The organism is Streptomyces sp. NPDC018263 (assembly GCF_055562575.1).
In genome coordinates this window covers 684485-697606 of sequence record NZ_JBVHFA010000001.1, presented here as the reverse complement: position 1 = coordinate 697606, position 13122 = coordinate 684485, and the positions used below count along the sequence as shown (strand labels likewise).

Annotated in this window: 13 protein-coding genes; 6 read left to right on the top strand and 7 right to left on the bottom strand. The window is 72.7% G+C overall.

Annotation, left to right across the window (positions count from 1 at the left end; translation table 11 throughout):
• Positions 1-5: 5 nt before the first annotated feature.
• On the bottom strand, positions 6-830 hold the full coding sequence (locus ACZ3HQ_RS03205) for a purine-nucleoside phosphorylase (RefSeq protein ID WP_467507508.1): 825 nt from the start codon (positions 828-830) through the stop codon (positions 6-8).
• 178 nt (positions 831-1008) lie between these two features.
• Between ACZ3HQ_RS03205 and ACZ3HQ_RS03200 the strand changes: the two genes are divergently transcribed.
• The 3 genes from ACZ3HQ_RS03200 to ACZ3HQ_RS03190 all read left to right on the top strand — a co-directional run bounded on the left by ACZ3HQ_RS03200 (position 1009) and on the right by ACZ3HQ_RS03190 (position 4558).
• Positions 1009-2457, top strand: a complete 1449-nt coding sequence (locus ACZ3HQ_RS03200; RefSeq protein ID WP_467507506.1) for an NAD(P)H-quinone dehydrogenase — start codon at positions 1009-1011, stop codon at positions 2455-2457.
• A gap of 179 nt (positions 2458-2636) precedes the next feature.
• Entirely contained in the window at positions 2637-3542 is a 906-nt protein-coding gene (locus ACZ3HQ_RS03195; RefSeq protein WP_467507982.1) for a DeoR/GlpR family DNA-binding transcription regulator, read from the top strand.
• A gap of 50 nt (positions 3543-3592) precedes the next feature.
• Entirely contained in the window at positions 3593-4558 is a 966-nt protein-coding gene (locus ACZ3HQ_RS03190; RefSeq protein ID WP_467507503.1) for an HNH endonuclease signature motif containing protein, read from the top strand.
• Positions 4559-4607: 49 nt separating this feature from the next.
• Here ACZ3HQ_RS03190 and ACZ3HQ_RS03185 read toward each other — a convergent pair whose 3' ends face one another.
• The gene (locus ACZ3HQ_RS03185) at positions 4608-6380 is read right to left on the bottom strand and encodes an acetyl/propionyl/methylcrotonyl-CoA carboxylase subunit alpha (RefSeq protein WP_467507500.1); all 1773 of its coding nucleotides are present in this window, start codon (positions 6378-6380) and stop codon (positions 4608-4610) included.
• A 376-nt stretch (positions 6381-6756) separates the two neighbouring features.
• On the opposite strand from ACZ3HQ_RS03185, the gene ACZ3HQ_RS03180 reads away from it, so the two are divergent.
• A complete protein-coding gene (locus ACZ3HQ_RS03180; RefSeq protein ID WP_467507498.1) occupies positions 6757-7305 on the top strand; it encodes a hypothetical protein in 549 nt (182 codons plus the stop codon).
• Here the strand turns inward: ACZ3HQ_RS03180 and ACZ3HQ_RS03175 are convergent.
• The 4 genes from ACZ3HQ_RS03175 to ACZ3HQ_RS03160 form a co-directional block, all read right to left on the bottom strand.
• A complete protein-coding gene (locus ACZ3HQ_RS03175) occupies positions 7277-7891 on the bottom strand; it encodes a Maf family protein (protein WP_135783870.1) in 615 nt (204 codons plus the stop codon). The two genes, ACZ3HQ_RS03180 and ACZ3HQ_RS03175, sit on opposite strands and share 29 nt — an antisense overlap.
• Before the next feature lie 75 nt (positions 7892-7966).
• On the bottom strand, positions 7967-8095 hold the full coding sequence (mmpB, locus tag ACZ3HQ_RS03170; RefSeq protein WP_267881259.1) for a morphogenic membrane protein MmpB: 129 nt from the start codon (positions 8093-8095) through the stop codon (positions 7967-7969).
• A 60-nt stretch (positions 8096-8155) separates the two neighbouring features.
• The gene (locus tag ACZ3HQ_RS03165; protein WP_467507494.1) at positions 8156-8368 is read right to left on the bottom strand and encodes an acyl-CoA carboxylase subunit epsilon; all 213 of its coding nucleotides are present in this window, start codon (positions 8366-8368) and stop codon (positions 8156-8158) included.
• Between the two features lie 22 nt (positions 8369-8390).
• Entirely contained in the window at positions 8391-9992 is a 1602-nt protein-coding gene (locus ACZ3HQ_RS03160; protein WP_467507492.1) for an acyl-CoA carboxylase subunit beta, read from the bottom strand.
• A 110-nt stretch (positions 9993-10102) separates the two neighbouring features.
• Here ACZ3HQ_RS03160 and ACZ3HQ_RS03155 point away from each other — a divergent pair, with 110 nt between their 5' ends.
• Positions 10103-10963 carry a biotin--[acetyl-CoA-carboxylase] ligase gene (locus tag ACZ3HQ_RS03155; RefSeq protein ID WP_467507490.1) on the top strand — a complete coding sequence of 287 codons (861 nt, stop codon included), beginning with the start codon at positions 10103-10105 and terminating at the stop codon, positions 10961-10963.
• A 226-nt stretch (positions 10964-11189) separates the two neighbouring features.
• On the top strand, positions 11190-12314 hold the full coding sequence (locus tag ACZ3HQ_RS03150; RefSeq protein ID WP_467507488.1) for an adenylate/guanylate cyclase domain-containing protein: 1125 nt from the start codon (positions 11190-11192) through the stop codon (positions 12312-12314).
• 8 nt (positions 12315-12322) lie between these two features.
• Here the strand turns inward: ACZ3HQ_RS03150 and ACZ3HQ_RS03145 are convergent, their stop codons facing one another.
• Positions 12323-12943 (bottom strand): hypothetical protein, encoded by a 621-nt coding sequence (locus tag ACZ3HQ_RS03145; protein ID WP_467507486.1) that lies wholly within the window; start codon positions 12941-12943, stop codon positions 12323-12325.
• Positions 12944-13122: the final 179 nt, after the last annotated feature.

Below are 13122 nucleotides of genomic sequence, written 5' to 3'. Positions count from 1 at the left end.
TCGGGCTACAGGCGGTTCAGCACCTGGCCGAGCAGCTCGCCCATGCGCGCCGCCGAGTCGCGGCCCGCCTGGAGGACCTCCTCGTGGTTCAGCGGCTCGCCCGTCATGCCGGCGGCGAGGTTGGTGACCAGGGAGATGCCCAGCACCTCGGCACCGGCCTCGCGCGCGGCGATGGCCTCCAGCACCGTGGACATGCCGACCAGGTCCGCGCCGATCACGCGGGCCATGCGGATCTCGGCCGGGGTCTCGTAGTGCGGGCCGGGGAACTGCGCGTAGACGCCCTCCTCCAGGGAGGGGTCGATCTCCTTGCACAGGGCGCGCAGGCGCGGCGAGTACAGGTCGGTGAGGTCGACGAAGTTGGCGCCGACGATCGGGGAGGTGGCCGTCAGGTTCAGGTGGTCGCTGATCAGCACCGGCTGGCCGGGGCGCATGCCCTCGCGCAGGCCGCCGCAGCCGTTGGTCAGCACGACGGTCTTGCAGCCGGCGGCGACGGCGGTACGGACCCCGTGCGCGACGGCGGCGACGCCACGGCCCTCGTAGTAGTGGGTGCGGCCGAGGAAGACCAGGGCGCGCTTGTCGCCGAAGGTGTACGAGCGGATCTTGCCGCCGTGGCCCTCGACGGCCGGCGGCGGGAAGCCGGGCAGTTCGGTGACCTGGAACTCGGCGTCGGGCTCGCCCAGGGCGTCCACGGCCGGGGCCCAGCCGGAGCCCATCACGAGGGCGACGTCGTGGGTCTCGGCGCCGGTGAGTTCGCGCAGGCGCGCGGCGGCGGCGTCGGCGGCGGCGTGCGGGTCGCCCTGGCGGTCGTCCGGAAGGAGAGATGCGTTCACGCGGACGAGGGTAGCCGGTGTTCTCCTACGCGCGTAGATGACAGAGCCCATGGCAATGCGATCGTTGTCATGCAGATTTCGACAAAGGCTGGGCAAAACGGCTGCGCAGGAGCCCGCGGGGGACCAGTGCGGTGCCAGTAAGGACCCGCCGCACCCGCTTCCCGCCGGGTGCGGGACAATGGGGTACGTGACTCGGATCGTGATCATCGGTGGCGGACCCGGCGGATACGAGGCGGCGCTGACGGCCGCCCAGCTCGGCGCGGAGGTGACCGTCGTGGACTGCGACGGTCTGGGCGGGGCGTCGGTGCTGACCGACTGCGTGCCGTCGAAGACCCTCATCGCCACGGCCGAGGTGATGACCACCTTCGACTCCTCCTACGAGGAGCTGGGCATCATCGTCGCCGACGACACCCCGCACATCGAGCAGGCGGCCCGCGTGGTCGGCGTCGACCTCGGCAAGGTCAACCGTCGGGTGAAGCGGCTCGCGCTCGCCCAGTCCCACGACATCACCGCCTCCGTGACCCGCGCCGGGGCCCGTGTCATGCGCGGCCGGGGCCGGCTGGAGGGCATGCAGGCTCTCGACGGCTCCCGCAAGGTCGTCGTCACCGCCGCCGACGGCACCGAGGAGACCCTCACCGCCGACGCCGTGCTCATCGCCACCGGCGGCCACCCGCGCGAGCTGCCCGACGCCCAGCCGGACGGCGAGCGCATCCTGAACTGGACCCAGGTCTACGACCTCACCGAGCTGCCCGAAGAGCTGATCGTGGTCGGCTCCGGCGTCACCGGCGCCGAGTTCGCCGGTGCCTATCAGGCGCTCGGCTCCAAGGTCACCCTGGTCTCCTCGCGCGACCGCGTGCTGCCCGGCGAGGACCCGGACGCCGCCGCCGTGCTGGAGGACGTCTTCCGCCGCCGTGGCATGAACGTGATGGCCCGCTCCCGCGCCCAGTCCGCCAAGCGGGTCGGCGACCGGGTCGAGGTCACCCTCGCCGACGGCCGCGTGATCACCGGTACGCACTGTCTGATGGCGGTCGGCGCGATCCCGAACAGCGCCGGGCTCGGCCTGGAGGAGGCCGGGGTCAAGCTGCGCGACTCCGGGCACATCTGGACCGACCGGGTCTCCCGCACCAGCGCGCCCGGCGTGTACGCGGCCGGTGACGTGACCGGTGTCTTCGCGCTGGCCTCCGTCGCGGCGATGCAGGGCCGGATCGCGGTCTACCACTTCCTCGGCGACGCGGTGGCCCCCCTCGACCTCAAGACGGTCTCCTCCAACGTCTTCACCGACCCCGAGATCGCCACCGTCGGCTACAGCCAGGCGGACGTGGACGCGGGCAAGATCGACGCCCGTGTGGTGAAGCTGCCGCTGCTGCGCAACCCGCGCGCGAAGATGCAGGGCATCCGGGACGGCTTCGTCAAGATCTTCTGCCGGCCGGGGACCGGGATCGTGGTCGGCGGTGTGGTCGTCGCGCCGCGCGCCTCGGAACTCATCCACCCCATCTCGATCGCGGTCGACAACAACCTGACGGTCGAGCAGATCGCCAAGGCGTTCACGGTCTACCCCTCGCTGTCCGGCTCGATCGCCGAGGTGGCCCGGCAGTTGCAGACCCGCAAGACGGGTGGGGCGGGCTGACCGGCGGGGGCCGCGCGGCCCATGCGGGCGGCATAGTCGGCCGGTAGGTCCCTATATCACTTCCAGGGTCCGGTTGCGAACAACTTCTGCTATTCGGCGCAAACTGCTGAAAGCAGACGGTCGTTGGGGTTACTGTCAGTTTCGTGTTCGCTGCAGAACGTCGTCAACTGATCCTCGAAATGGTGCGAGCGAACGGGGCCGTGTCGCTCCGTGAACTCGCCCGCGTCGTCCAGACCTCCGAAGTGACCGTACGGCGGGACGTGCGCGCGCTGGAGGCAGAAGGACTCCTCGACCGCCGGCATGGCGGTGCGGTACTGCCGGGTGGATTCACGCGAGAATCCGGCTTTCCGCAGAAATCCCATCTCGCGACCGCGGAGAAGACGGCCATCGCCGACGTCGCCGCAGGGCTGGTCGAAGAGGGCGAGGCCATCGTGGTCGGCGCCGGAACGACCACCCAGGAGCTGGCCCGCAGACTGGCCCGGGTACCGGGTCTGACGGTGGTCACCAACTCCCTGCTGGTGGCGCAGGCGCTGGCCCATGCCAACCGGGTGGAGGTCGTCATGACCGGCGGCACCCTGAGGGGCTCCAACTACGCCCTGGTGGGCTCCGGCGCCGAGCAGTCCCTCCAAGGTCTGCGCGTCTCCAAGGCGTTCCTCTCCGGGAGCGGCCTGACCGCCGAGCGCGGGCTGTCCACGTCCAACATGCTGTCGGCCTCCGTGGACCGGGCCTTGGTCCAGGCCGCCTCCGAGGTCGTGGTCCTCGCCGACCACACCAAGCTGGGCACGGACACCATGTTCCGTACGGTGCCCACCGAGGCGATCACCCGCCTGGTCACCGACGAGCCACCGGCCCACGACGACCGCGCCGCCACCGAACTCCAGGCCCTGGCCGACCAGGGCGTGCAGATCACGGTGGCCGGAGCGGCCGGCGCCCCGGCCCCGGACCAGCCCCAGACCCCCCGCGGCCAGCGCTCCTCCCAACTCCCCGGCCCCCGCCGGGGCCAGGTCCCGGGCGCCCCCCTCCGCGGAGTCCTCAACGACCAGCCCACCGACCGCCCCCGAGTGGCGGACCTGCGCCGCAGGTAGCGGCCGCACGGGGTACGCCGTGACCGCACACCCTGCGTAGGGTTCCGGGCATGACTCAGGCGCACCCCACACGTACGGCCCCGGAGGATCTGCTGCACCGCCTCACCCACCTCCGGGTGAACCGTTCCTCCGGCGCACCGGCGCTGTACAAGCCGGTGACGTTGCTGTGGGCCATGGGGCGGGCCCGGCGCGGGGCGGAGCGGCTGCTGTCCTGGTCCGAGACGGAGCGGGAGCTGAGCGGGGCCCTGGCGGCCGCGGGAGCGCCCCAGCGCCCGCACTACCCGGTGGCGTCCCTCCGCCAGGACGGGCTGTGGTCCCTGCCCGACCAGGAGGACGTGCCCACCGCCCATGGCGACCCGCGCGGCTGGTTCACCGCGCGGCAACCGCTGGGCGGCCCCACCGAGGAGGTGTACGCCCTCTTCCGGGACTCCGCCGTGGCCCGGCTCGCCGTGCAGGAACAGTTGCTGGAGCTGTACTTCACCGACCACGACCCGGCGCCGCTGCTCGCCCGGCTCGGGCTGCCGTACGCCGGGCCCGGGGAGCCGGCCGCCAAGCCGGAGCCCGGGCCGGACCCGCTGGATCTCCAGTGGCCCGAGGCCCGCCCCGGCGACCCCGAGCCCTGGCTCGTCACCGCCGCCGAGTACGAACAGGGCTGCCGTCTGCTGGAGCTGACGGAGGAGCGGCGGCACGGCAAGCGGTCCTCCTCCGCCGGCGGTGGCCGGCCGGTGCGTTCCCCGGCGGCCAGGCTGCTGGTGCTGGGGCGCAGCGAGGGCCGCTGCGAGAACCCGGAGTGCGCCGGGCACCCCGCCGAGCGGACCGACCGGGGGCTGCCGCTGCTGGAGGTCGACCACGTACGGGAGCTGGCCCTGGGCGGCCGCGACCACCCGAGCCAGATGGTCGCCCTCTGCCCCAACTGTCACGCCGTCAAGACCCGTGGCCGCTCCCGTGAACGGCTGCGCGCGCTGCTGCTGGAGGTGGCGGAGGAACGGCACCGGGAGATGCGTACCGGGAAATGACGAACGCCCGGCTCGGGGCCGGGCGTTCACCATGATGCGGCTGAGCTTGTCAGTCCTTGATCTCGCAGATCGGGGCGCCCGAGGTGAGGGAGGCGCCTACCTCGGCGAGGAGGCCCTTGACGGTGCCGGCTCGGTGGGCGTTGAGGGGCTGTTCCATCTTCATGGCCTCCAGGACCACGATGAGGTCGCCTTCCTGGACGGTCTGGCCCTCTTCGACGGCCACCTTGACGATGGTGCCCTGCATCGGGGAGGCGAGGGTGTCGCCGGAGGCCACGGGGCCGGACTTCTTGGCCGCGCGGCGCTTGGGCTTGGCGCCCGCCGCGAGGCCGGTGCGGGCCAGGGACATGCCGAGCGAGGAGGGCAGGGAGACCTCCAGGCGCTTGCCGCCGACCTCGACCACGACCGTCTCACGGCCCAGCTCCTCGTCCGCGTCCGCGTCGGCGGGGGCGGTGAAGGGCTTGATCTCGTTGACGAACTCGGTCTCGATCCAGCGGGTGTGGACCGTGAAGGGGTCCTTGGAGCCGGTCAGCTCCGGGGCGAAGGCCGCGTCCCGGACCACCACGCGGTGGAACGGGATGGCCGTGGCCATGCCCTCGACCTGGAACTCGTCCAGCGCCCGCGCGGCGCGCTCCAGCGCCTCCTTGCGGGTGCGGCCGGTCACGACCAGCTTGGCCAGCAGGGAGTCCCACGCCGGGCCGATGACCGAGCCGGACTCCACGCCCGCGTCCAGGCGGACACCGGGGCCGGCCGGCGGGTCGAAGCGGGTGACCGTACCGGGGGCGGGCAGGAAGCCCCGGCCCGGGTCCTCGCCGTTGATGCGGAACTCGAAGGAGTGCCCACGCAGCTCGGGGTCGCCGTAGCCCAGTTCCTCGCCGTCCGCGATACGGAACATCTCGCGGACCAGGTCGATCCCGGCGACCTCCTCGGTCACGGGGTGCTCGACCTGGAGGCGGGTGTTGACCTCCAGGAAGGAGATCGTGCCGTCCTGGCCGACCAGGAACTCACAGGTGCCGGCGCCCTCGTAGCCCGCCTCCTTGAGGATGGCCTTGGACGCGCGGTACAGCTCCTCGACCTGGGCCTCGGACAGGAACGGCGCCGGGGCCTCCTCCACCAGCTTCTGGTGGCGGCGCTGGAGCGAGCAGTCACGGGTGGAGACGACGACCACGTTGCCGTGCTTGTCGGCCAGGCACTGGGTCTCCACGTGCCGCGGACGGTCGAGGTAGCGCTCCACGAAGCACTCGCCCCGCCCGAAGGCGGCGACGGCCTCGCGGACCGCCGAGTCGTACAGCTCCGGCACCTCTTCGAGGGTGCGGGCGACCTTCAGACCGCGACCGCCACCGCCGAAGGCGGCCTTGATCGCGATCGGCAGGCCGTGCTCCTTGGCGAAGGCCACGACCTCGTCCGCGCCGGAGACCGGGTCCGGCGTGCCGGCGACCAGCGGGGCACCCGCGCGCTGCGCGATGTGCCGGGCGGCGACCTTGTCACCGAGGTCCCGGATCGCCTGCGGCGGCGGGCCGATCCAAGTCAGACCCGCGTCCAGCACGGCCTGGGCGAACTCGGCGTTCTCCGAGAGGAAGCCGTAGCCGGGGTGGATCGCGTCCGCGCCGGACTCCCGCGCCGCGTTCAGGACCTTCTCGATGTCCAGGTAGCTGGTGGCCGGGGTGTCACCGCCCAGGGCGAACGCCTCATCCGCGGCCCGGACGTGCAGAGCGTCCCGATCCGGGTCGGCGTACACGGCCACGCTCGCAATGCCTGCGTCCCGGCAGGCCCGCGCCACACGGACAGCGATTTCGCCACGGTTGGCGATGAGCACCTTGTGCACGATTGAGGCTCCCTCCTTGAAACAAGCCGAGTTTAGGGACAGCCGACACGGCACATCGACCCGTCCCCAATGGTGAGCTTGCCCACACGGAGCGTGATGCGTGGCCCGCTCGACCCGTGAAAGCCCTTGTCGCACCTCGGTACGCAGGACTCCACCGGAAAACCCTAGCCCCGCCATGTGGCCAAGGTCTCTGTGAGAGCGTGCTGCGGGCCACGCGGTTTCTTTGTGGAGTCCCTACGAATGGCCCAATGATTCTTTGCCGCCGACCGAGGTCTTGTCCCCCGTCCTACCCATGAGTAGCGTTCGCGCTGATCCGGCGTACTGCCGGTAACGGGCGAATCCGCGCGGGGGCGGCGGCGAAGGTGGGGTGGGGCCGGTGGTGCGCAGACCGGTGGCTTGGATCGTGACGGTCGTGCTGCTGGCCGAGGCGGCCGGCGTCGCGGCGGTGAACTGGCTGCTCGGCGTGGTGGTGGACAACCAGCGGATGTCCCTGGCCGGGCTCGACCCCGACGTGATGGCGACGTCCTCGAAGGTGGGGGCCGTGGTCTTCGGGCTCTACTTCGCCTTCTGCGCCCTGGTGGCCCTGCTGGTAGCGGTGCGCGACCGCGCCCCGGCCGGCCTCGGCCGGGTCCTGCTGATCAGCGCCGCCGTGGTGAACGGCCTGCTGGGCGCGGTCGCGTGGGGCCTGGTGGGCACGGGGGCGTTCCTGGCGATGATGGTGGTCCTGGCGCTGCTGGTGCTGCTGCTGGTGTCGTACGACCGTCCGCGCGAGACGGGCTCCCGCCCGGCCGGTGACACGCCCGGCGCGGGAGGCGCCCCGGAGGCCGCCCCCGAACCGAAGCCCATGTCCACCCCTACGGGTGACCCTCAGGGCCGTACGGCCGACACCGGGAACATCACTCGGACGGCGCCCACAACTCCGTGATCCCGACACCCAGTTCGCGCAGCAGCTTGCGGACCAGGGGGAGGCTGATGCCGATCACGTTGCCGTGGTCGCCCTCGATGCCCTCGATGAAGGGCGCCGAGCGGCCGTCCAGGGTGAAGGCCCCGGCGACGTGGAGGGGCTCGCCGGAGGCGACGTAGCGGGCGATCTCCTCGTCCGTGGGCTCGCCGAAGCGGACCACGGTGGAGGCGGTCGCGGAGACGTACCGCTTGGCGGCGGTGTCCCAGACGCAGTGGCCGGTCTGGAGGACCCCGGCGCGGCCGCGCATCGCCTTCCAGCGGGCGGTGGCCTCCTCGGCGTCGGCGGGCTTGCCGAGCGCCTGGCCGTCCAGCTCCAGCACCGAGTCGCAGCCGATCACCAGCGCGCCCTGCACCTCGGGCCGGGCCGCCACCACGGACGCCTTCGCCTCGGCGAGGGCGAGCGCCAGCTCGGCCGGGGTGGGAGCGGTGACGGCGTCCTCGTCGAACCCGCTGACGATCACCTCGGGCGCCAGCCCGGCCTGCCGCAGCAGACCCAGACGGGCGGGGGACTGGGAGGCGAGAACAAGGCGGCGCCGCTGGTCTGTCATGCGATCAGCCTAGCGCCGGACCTCGCCTCGCCCGAGCCCTCACCTGGGCCCTCGCCCGAGCCCTCACCTGGGCCCTCACCTCAGCCCGATGACGATCATCGCCAGCACCATGGCCAGGGCCATGAAGAGGCCGAGCCGCCTGAGCTTCTCCTCCATGTGACGGAGTTCCTCGGGCGGCTCGTCCTCGGGGTCTGACCACAGCATGGCTCCAGCGTGGGGCGCGGCCCGGCCCGCGCGCCTGAGTACCCGTACTCAGGTTCCGGCTCAGCCCCCCGGCCAGTAGGTCCGGGACCAGGACACCGGGCCCGGCGCGGGCAGGCGCCGGCCGGCGATGCGGGCCGGGTCCGACCACGCGTCGCGCGGCCCCTCCGCGCCGGACGACGGCTCGGCCGCCGCCGCGGCGCGGGCGCGGACCACCGCCAGGGCGGCGGCCAGCTCCTCCGGGGTCGGGTTGCCTCGTACGACCTTGATGTTCATGACGGCTCCCGTCGGCGCTGTCCTACAGGGGGATGTTGCCGTGCTTCTTCGGAGGGAGGGATTCCCGCTTCGTACGGAGCTGACGCAGCCCCCGGACGATGTGCGCGCGGGTGTCCGACGGCATGATCACCGCGTCCACGTAGCCGCGCTCGGCCGCCACGTACGGGTTGAGCAGCGCGTCCTCGTACTCCTGCACCAGCCGCGCCCGTGTCTCCTCGCCCGCGCCGGAGGCCTCCGCCTCGGCGATGGTGCGGCGGTGCAGGATGTTGACCGCGCCCTGCGCGCCCATCACCGCGATCTGCGCGGTCGGCCAGGCCAGGTTGAGGTCGGCGCCCAGGTGCTTGGAGCCCATGACGTCGTACGCGCCGCCGAACGCCTTGCGGGTGATGACGGTGATCAGCGGGACGGTGGCCTCGGCGTAGGCGTAGATCAGCTTGGCGCCGCGCCGGATGATGCCGTCGAGTTCCTGGTCCACGCCGGGCAGGAAGCCGGGCACGTCCACGAAGGTCAGCACCGGGATGTTGAACGCGTCGCAGGTGCGCACGAACCGGGCGGCCTTCTCGGACGCCTTGATGTCCAGGCACCCCGCGAACTGCATCGGCTGGTTGGCGACCAGACCCACCGGGTGCCCCTCGACCCGGCCGAACCCGGTGAGGATGTTCGGCGCGAACAGGGCCTGCGTCTCGAAGAACTCCCCGTCGTCCAGGACGTGTTCGAGCACGGTGTGCATGTCGTACGGCTGGTTCGCGCTGTCCGGCACGAGGGTGTCCAGCTCGCGGTCCTCGTCGCTCAGGCCGAGGTCCGCCTCCTCCGGGTAGACCGGGGCCTCGCTGAGGTTGTTGGACGGCAGGTACGACAGCAACTGCTTGACGTACTCGATCGCGTCCTTCTCGTCGCCCGCCATGTGGTGGGCCACACCGGAGTTGGTGTTGTGGGTGCGGGCGCCGCCAAGCTCCTCGAAGCCGACGTCCTCACCGGTGACCGTCTTGATCACGTCGGGGCCGGTGATGAACATGTGCGAGGTCTGGTCGACCATCACCGTGAAGTCGGTGATCGCCGGGGAGTACACCGCACCGCCCGCGCACGGGCCGACGACCAGGCTGATCTGCGGGATCACCCCGGAGGCGTGGGTGTTGCGGCGGAAGATCTCGCCGTACGCGCCCAGCGAGGCGACGCCCTCCTGGATGCGGGCACCGCCGGAGTCGTTGATGCCGATGACCGGGCAGCCGGTCTTCAGCGCGAAGTCCATGACCTTGACGATCTTCTGGCCGTACACCTCGCCGAGGGCGCCGCCGAAGACGGTGAAGTCCTGGGAGAAGACGGCCACCGGACGGCCGTCCACCGTGCCGTACCCGGTGACGACGCCGTCGCCGTACGGGCGGTTCGACTCCAGGCCGAAGTTGGTGGAACGGTGGCGGGCGAATTCGTCCAGCTCGACGAACGAATCCTCGTCCAGGAGGAGTTCGATGCGCTCACGGGCCGTCAGTTTGCCCTTCGCGTGCTGCTTCTCCACCGCGCGTTCCGAGCCGGCGTGCGTCGCCTCGTGGATGCGCCGCCGGAGATCCGCGAGCTTCCCGGCGGTCGTGTGGATGTCGGTGTCGTGACGCTCTTCCGGCTCGGACATCGGGATGCGGCTCCCTGCCTGCTCAAAAGGGGGGACGATTACTCATCCGTAGCGTAGTGCGGGGCCCACCTCTCAGGAGTGCGGTCTTTCCCACACCTAGGGTTACTTGCATGACGCCGCACAATGCCTCAGGTCCCAGCCGCTGGTCCGACCTGGAACGTCCGCCGCTCAACGCGACCGCGCTGCGCCGCGGGCTCCTCCACGACAGCGGGCTGTGGACCTCGGTCGACGTGGTCCAGCGCACCGGCTCCACCAACTCCGACCTCGTCGCCCGCGCGGGCTCGGGTGCTGCCGGGGAAGGCGCCGTGCTCGTCGCGGAGGAGCAGACGGCCGGGCGCGGGCGGCTGGACCGGCGCTGGACGGCTCCGCCGCGCTCGGGCCTCTTCTTCTCCGTCCTGCTGCGCCCCGCCGAGGTCCCGCTGGAGCGCTGGGGCTGGCTCCCGCTGCTGACCGGCGTCGCCGTGGCCACCGGGCTGTCCCGCGCGGCCGGGGTCGACACCGCCCTGAAGTGGCCCAACGACCTGCTGGTCACCGTCGGCGGCGAGGAGCGCAAGGCGGGCGGCATCCTGGCCGAGCGCGCGGGCGAGGACGGCGTGGTCGTCGGTGTCGGCCTCAACGTCACCCTGCGCGCCGAGGAACTCCCCGTCCCGCAGGCGGGTTCGCTGGCGCTGGCCGACGCGGTGTCCACCGACCGCGACACCCTGCTCCGCTCGGTGCTCCGCTCCCTGGAGACCTGGTACGACCGCTGGCGCTCGGCCGGGGGCGACCCCGTCACCAGCACCCTCCAGGAGACCTACGCGGCGGGCTGCGCCACCCTCGGCCGCCAGGTCCGCGCGGAGCTGCCCGGCGACCGGGCGCTGGTGGGGGAGGCGGTCGCGATCGACGGTGACGGACGGCTGGTCATCGCCACGGCGGAGGGGGCGCGGGAGGCCGTGGGGGCGGGGGACATCGTGCACCTGCGCCCCGCCTGAGCCCTCACAGGGTCGGCAAAACGGGCGTTCCCGGACGGCGAAAGTGGGCAGAGGGGCGTGGGGACACCCGGCCGCGCCCCACCGTGCGCGGTGCGCGCCGGGCGGTGCTTCCGGGGGGTGAAGGGTGCGTCCGGGCGGGCGGTCCCGGCGGAGTGAGCTGGCGCACACCTGCCGTAGAGTTGAGGCCGGTCGGACCTGACCGCGGCAGATCGGAAGGGCAGCAGGCGTGAGCGTCGACGACACGGGCTCCGGCGCGGGCGCGGAGGGCCGGGTGGACCCCGATGCCCCCGACCCCGGCGACGACCCGCTCGCCCTCCGCCTCGAACAGCTCATCCTCGGCGCCGAGCGCCGCTACACCCCTTTCCAGGCCGCCCGCAGCGCCGGTGTCTCCATGGAGCTGGCGTCCCGTTTCTGGCGGGCGATGGGCTTCGCCGACATAGGCCAGGCCAAGGCGCTCACGGAGGCGGACGTACTCGCCCTGCGGCGGCTGGCCGGTCTGGTCGAGGCGGGACTGCTGAGTGAGGCCATGGCGGTGCAGGTGGCGCGCTCCACCGGGCAGACCACCGCCCGGTTGGCCGAATGGCAGATCGATTCCTTCCTGGAGGGGCTGACCGAGCCCCCCGAGCCGGGCATGACCCGCACCGAGGTCACGTACCCGATCATCGAGCTGCTCCTGCCCGAACTGGAGGAGTTCCTCGTCTACGTCTGGCGCCGCCAGCTCGCCGCGTCCGCGGGGCGGGTGGTGCAGAACGTGGACGACGCCGAGATGGTCGACCGCCGGCTCGCCGTCGCCTTCGCCGACCTCGTCGGCTTCACACGGCTCACCCGCCGGATGGAGGAGGAGGAACTGGGCGAGCTGGTCGAGGCGTTCGAGACCACCGCCGCCGACCTCGTGGCCGCGCGCGGGGGCCGGCTCATCAAGACCCTGGGCGACGAGGTCCTCTACGTCGCCGACGACGCGGCCACCGCCGCGGACATCGCCCTCCGCCTGGTCGAGACGCTCTCGCACGACGAGACGATGCCCGAACTGCGGGTCGGCATGGCCTTCGGCACGGTCACCACGCGCATGGGCGACGTCTTCGGCACGACCGTCAACCTCGCCTCCCGGCTCACCTCGATCGCTCCCCGCGACGCCGTCCTCGTCGACAGCGCCTTCGCGGAGGAACTCGTCCGTACGGGCGTCGCCCCCGCCTCCGAGGCCGAAGCGGCCGAGGCCGCCGCGACGGCGGAGAAGGAGGGCGAAGCCCCTCCCGACTACCGCTTCGCCCTCCAGCCCATGTGGCAGCGCTCGGTGCGCGGCCTGGGCATGGTCGAACCGTGGCTGCTGGCGCGGCGCGGCGAGACGGGCTGAGCGCGCTCCTACCGGAGTTTCAGACACACGCCGAGCACGGGCACGCAGAGGCCCTTGTCGTCCGGCGGGGGTGTCGTCGCGCTCGCGGTCGGCGTGGGGGTCGGCGTCGGTGCGGGTGTCGGTGCGGACGCCGGTGTGGTGGTCGCAGGGGCTTCGGGTGCGGCGGGGGGCTGCCGCACGGCGGCTCGCGGGGTGTCGCCGGGCCGCGCGGTGGGCGTAGGGCTCGCTTCGACGCCGGGGCTGCCGGGGCTGCTGGGACCGCCGGCCGCCGTGCTGGGCGAGCGCCGCGTGGAGGGTGGGGCGGAGGCCGGGGCCTTGGCGGCCGACGGTACGGCGACCACGGTCGCGGATACCCCGGCCGAGGGCTCGACCGTGAGCGCGGACGGATGCCGGGGCTCGGCCTCGGCCGTATCGGGCCCGGAATCGGGAGCGACCCGCACGAGACTCAGTACGGCCAGGGCGAGGGCGGCCGCCATCCCGAGGAGCAGCACGAGCCGGGTCCGGCCGCGCCGATGCCGACCGTGCCGCAGGGTGGCCAGGGCGCGCCGGGTGCGGGAGGCCGGGGGTGGTTCCGCAGCGGCCGGGGTTACGGCCTTCTTCGGCCGAACGGCGACGGGAGCGGGCTCCACCTGACCCGCGCCCGCCTGCGGCCGGCCCGCATCGCCGACCGCCTTCGCCCCCGAAGCCGCGCCCGTTCGCTTCGCCCCCGGCCGGGGCGGGTTCGCGGGCGCGCCGACTCGCGCCTGCGGGGGACGGCTCGTCCCGTCATCCCCGCTCGCCGAGGTCTGCGCTGCCCTCGCCTGCCGCT

Coding starts and splice junctions, on each gene's coding strand:
- ACZ3HQ_RS03195 (WP_467507982.1), top strand. CDS start 2,637: ATGGTGCGAGCGAACGGGGCCGTGTCGCTCCGTGAACTCGCCCGCGTC.
- ACZ3HQ_RS03155 (WP_467507490.1), top strand. CDS start 10,103: ATGACGCCGCACAATGCCTCAGGTCCCAGCCGCTGGTCCGACCTGGAA.
- ACZ3HQ_RS03190 (WP_467507503.1), top strand. CDS start 3,593: ATGACTCAGGCGCACCCCACACGTACGGCCCCGGAGGATCTGCTGCAC.
- ACZ3HQ_RS03175 (WP_135783870.1), bottom strand. CDS start 7,891: ATGACAGACCAGCGGCGCCGCCTTGTTCTCGCCTCCCAGTCCCCCGCC.
- ACZ3HQ_RS03160 (WP_467507492.1), bottom strand. CDS start 9,992: ATGTCCGAGCCGGAAGAGCGTCACGACACCGACATCCACACGACCGCC.
- ACZ3HQ_RS03165 (WP_467507494.1), bottom strand. CDS start 8,368: ATGAACATCAAGGTCGTACGAGGCAACCCGACCCCGGAGGAGCTGGCC.
- ACZ3HQ_RS03200 (WP_467507506.1), top strand. CDS start 1,009: ATGGGGTACGTGACTCGGATCGTGATCATCGGTGGCGGACCCGGCGGA.
- mmpB (WP_267881259.1), bottom strand. CDS start 8,095: ATGCTGTGGTCAGACCCCGAGGACGAGCCGCCCGAGGAACTCCGTCAC.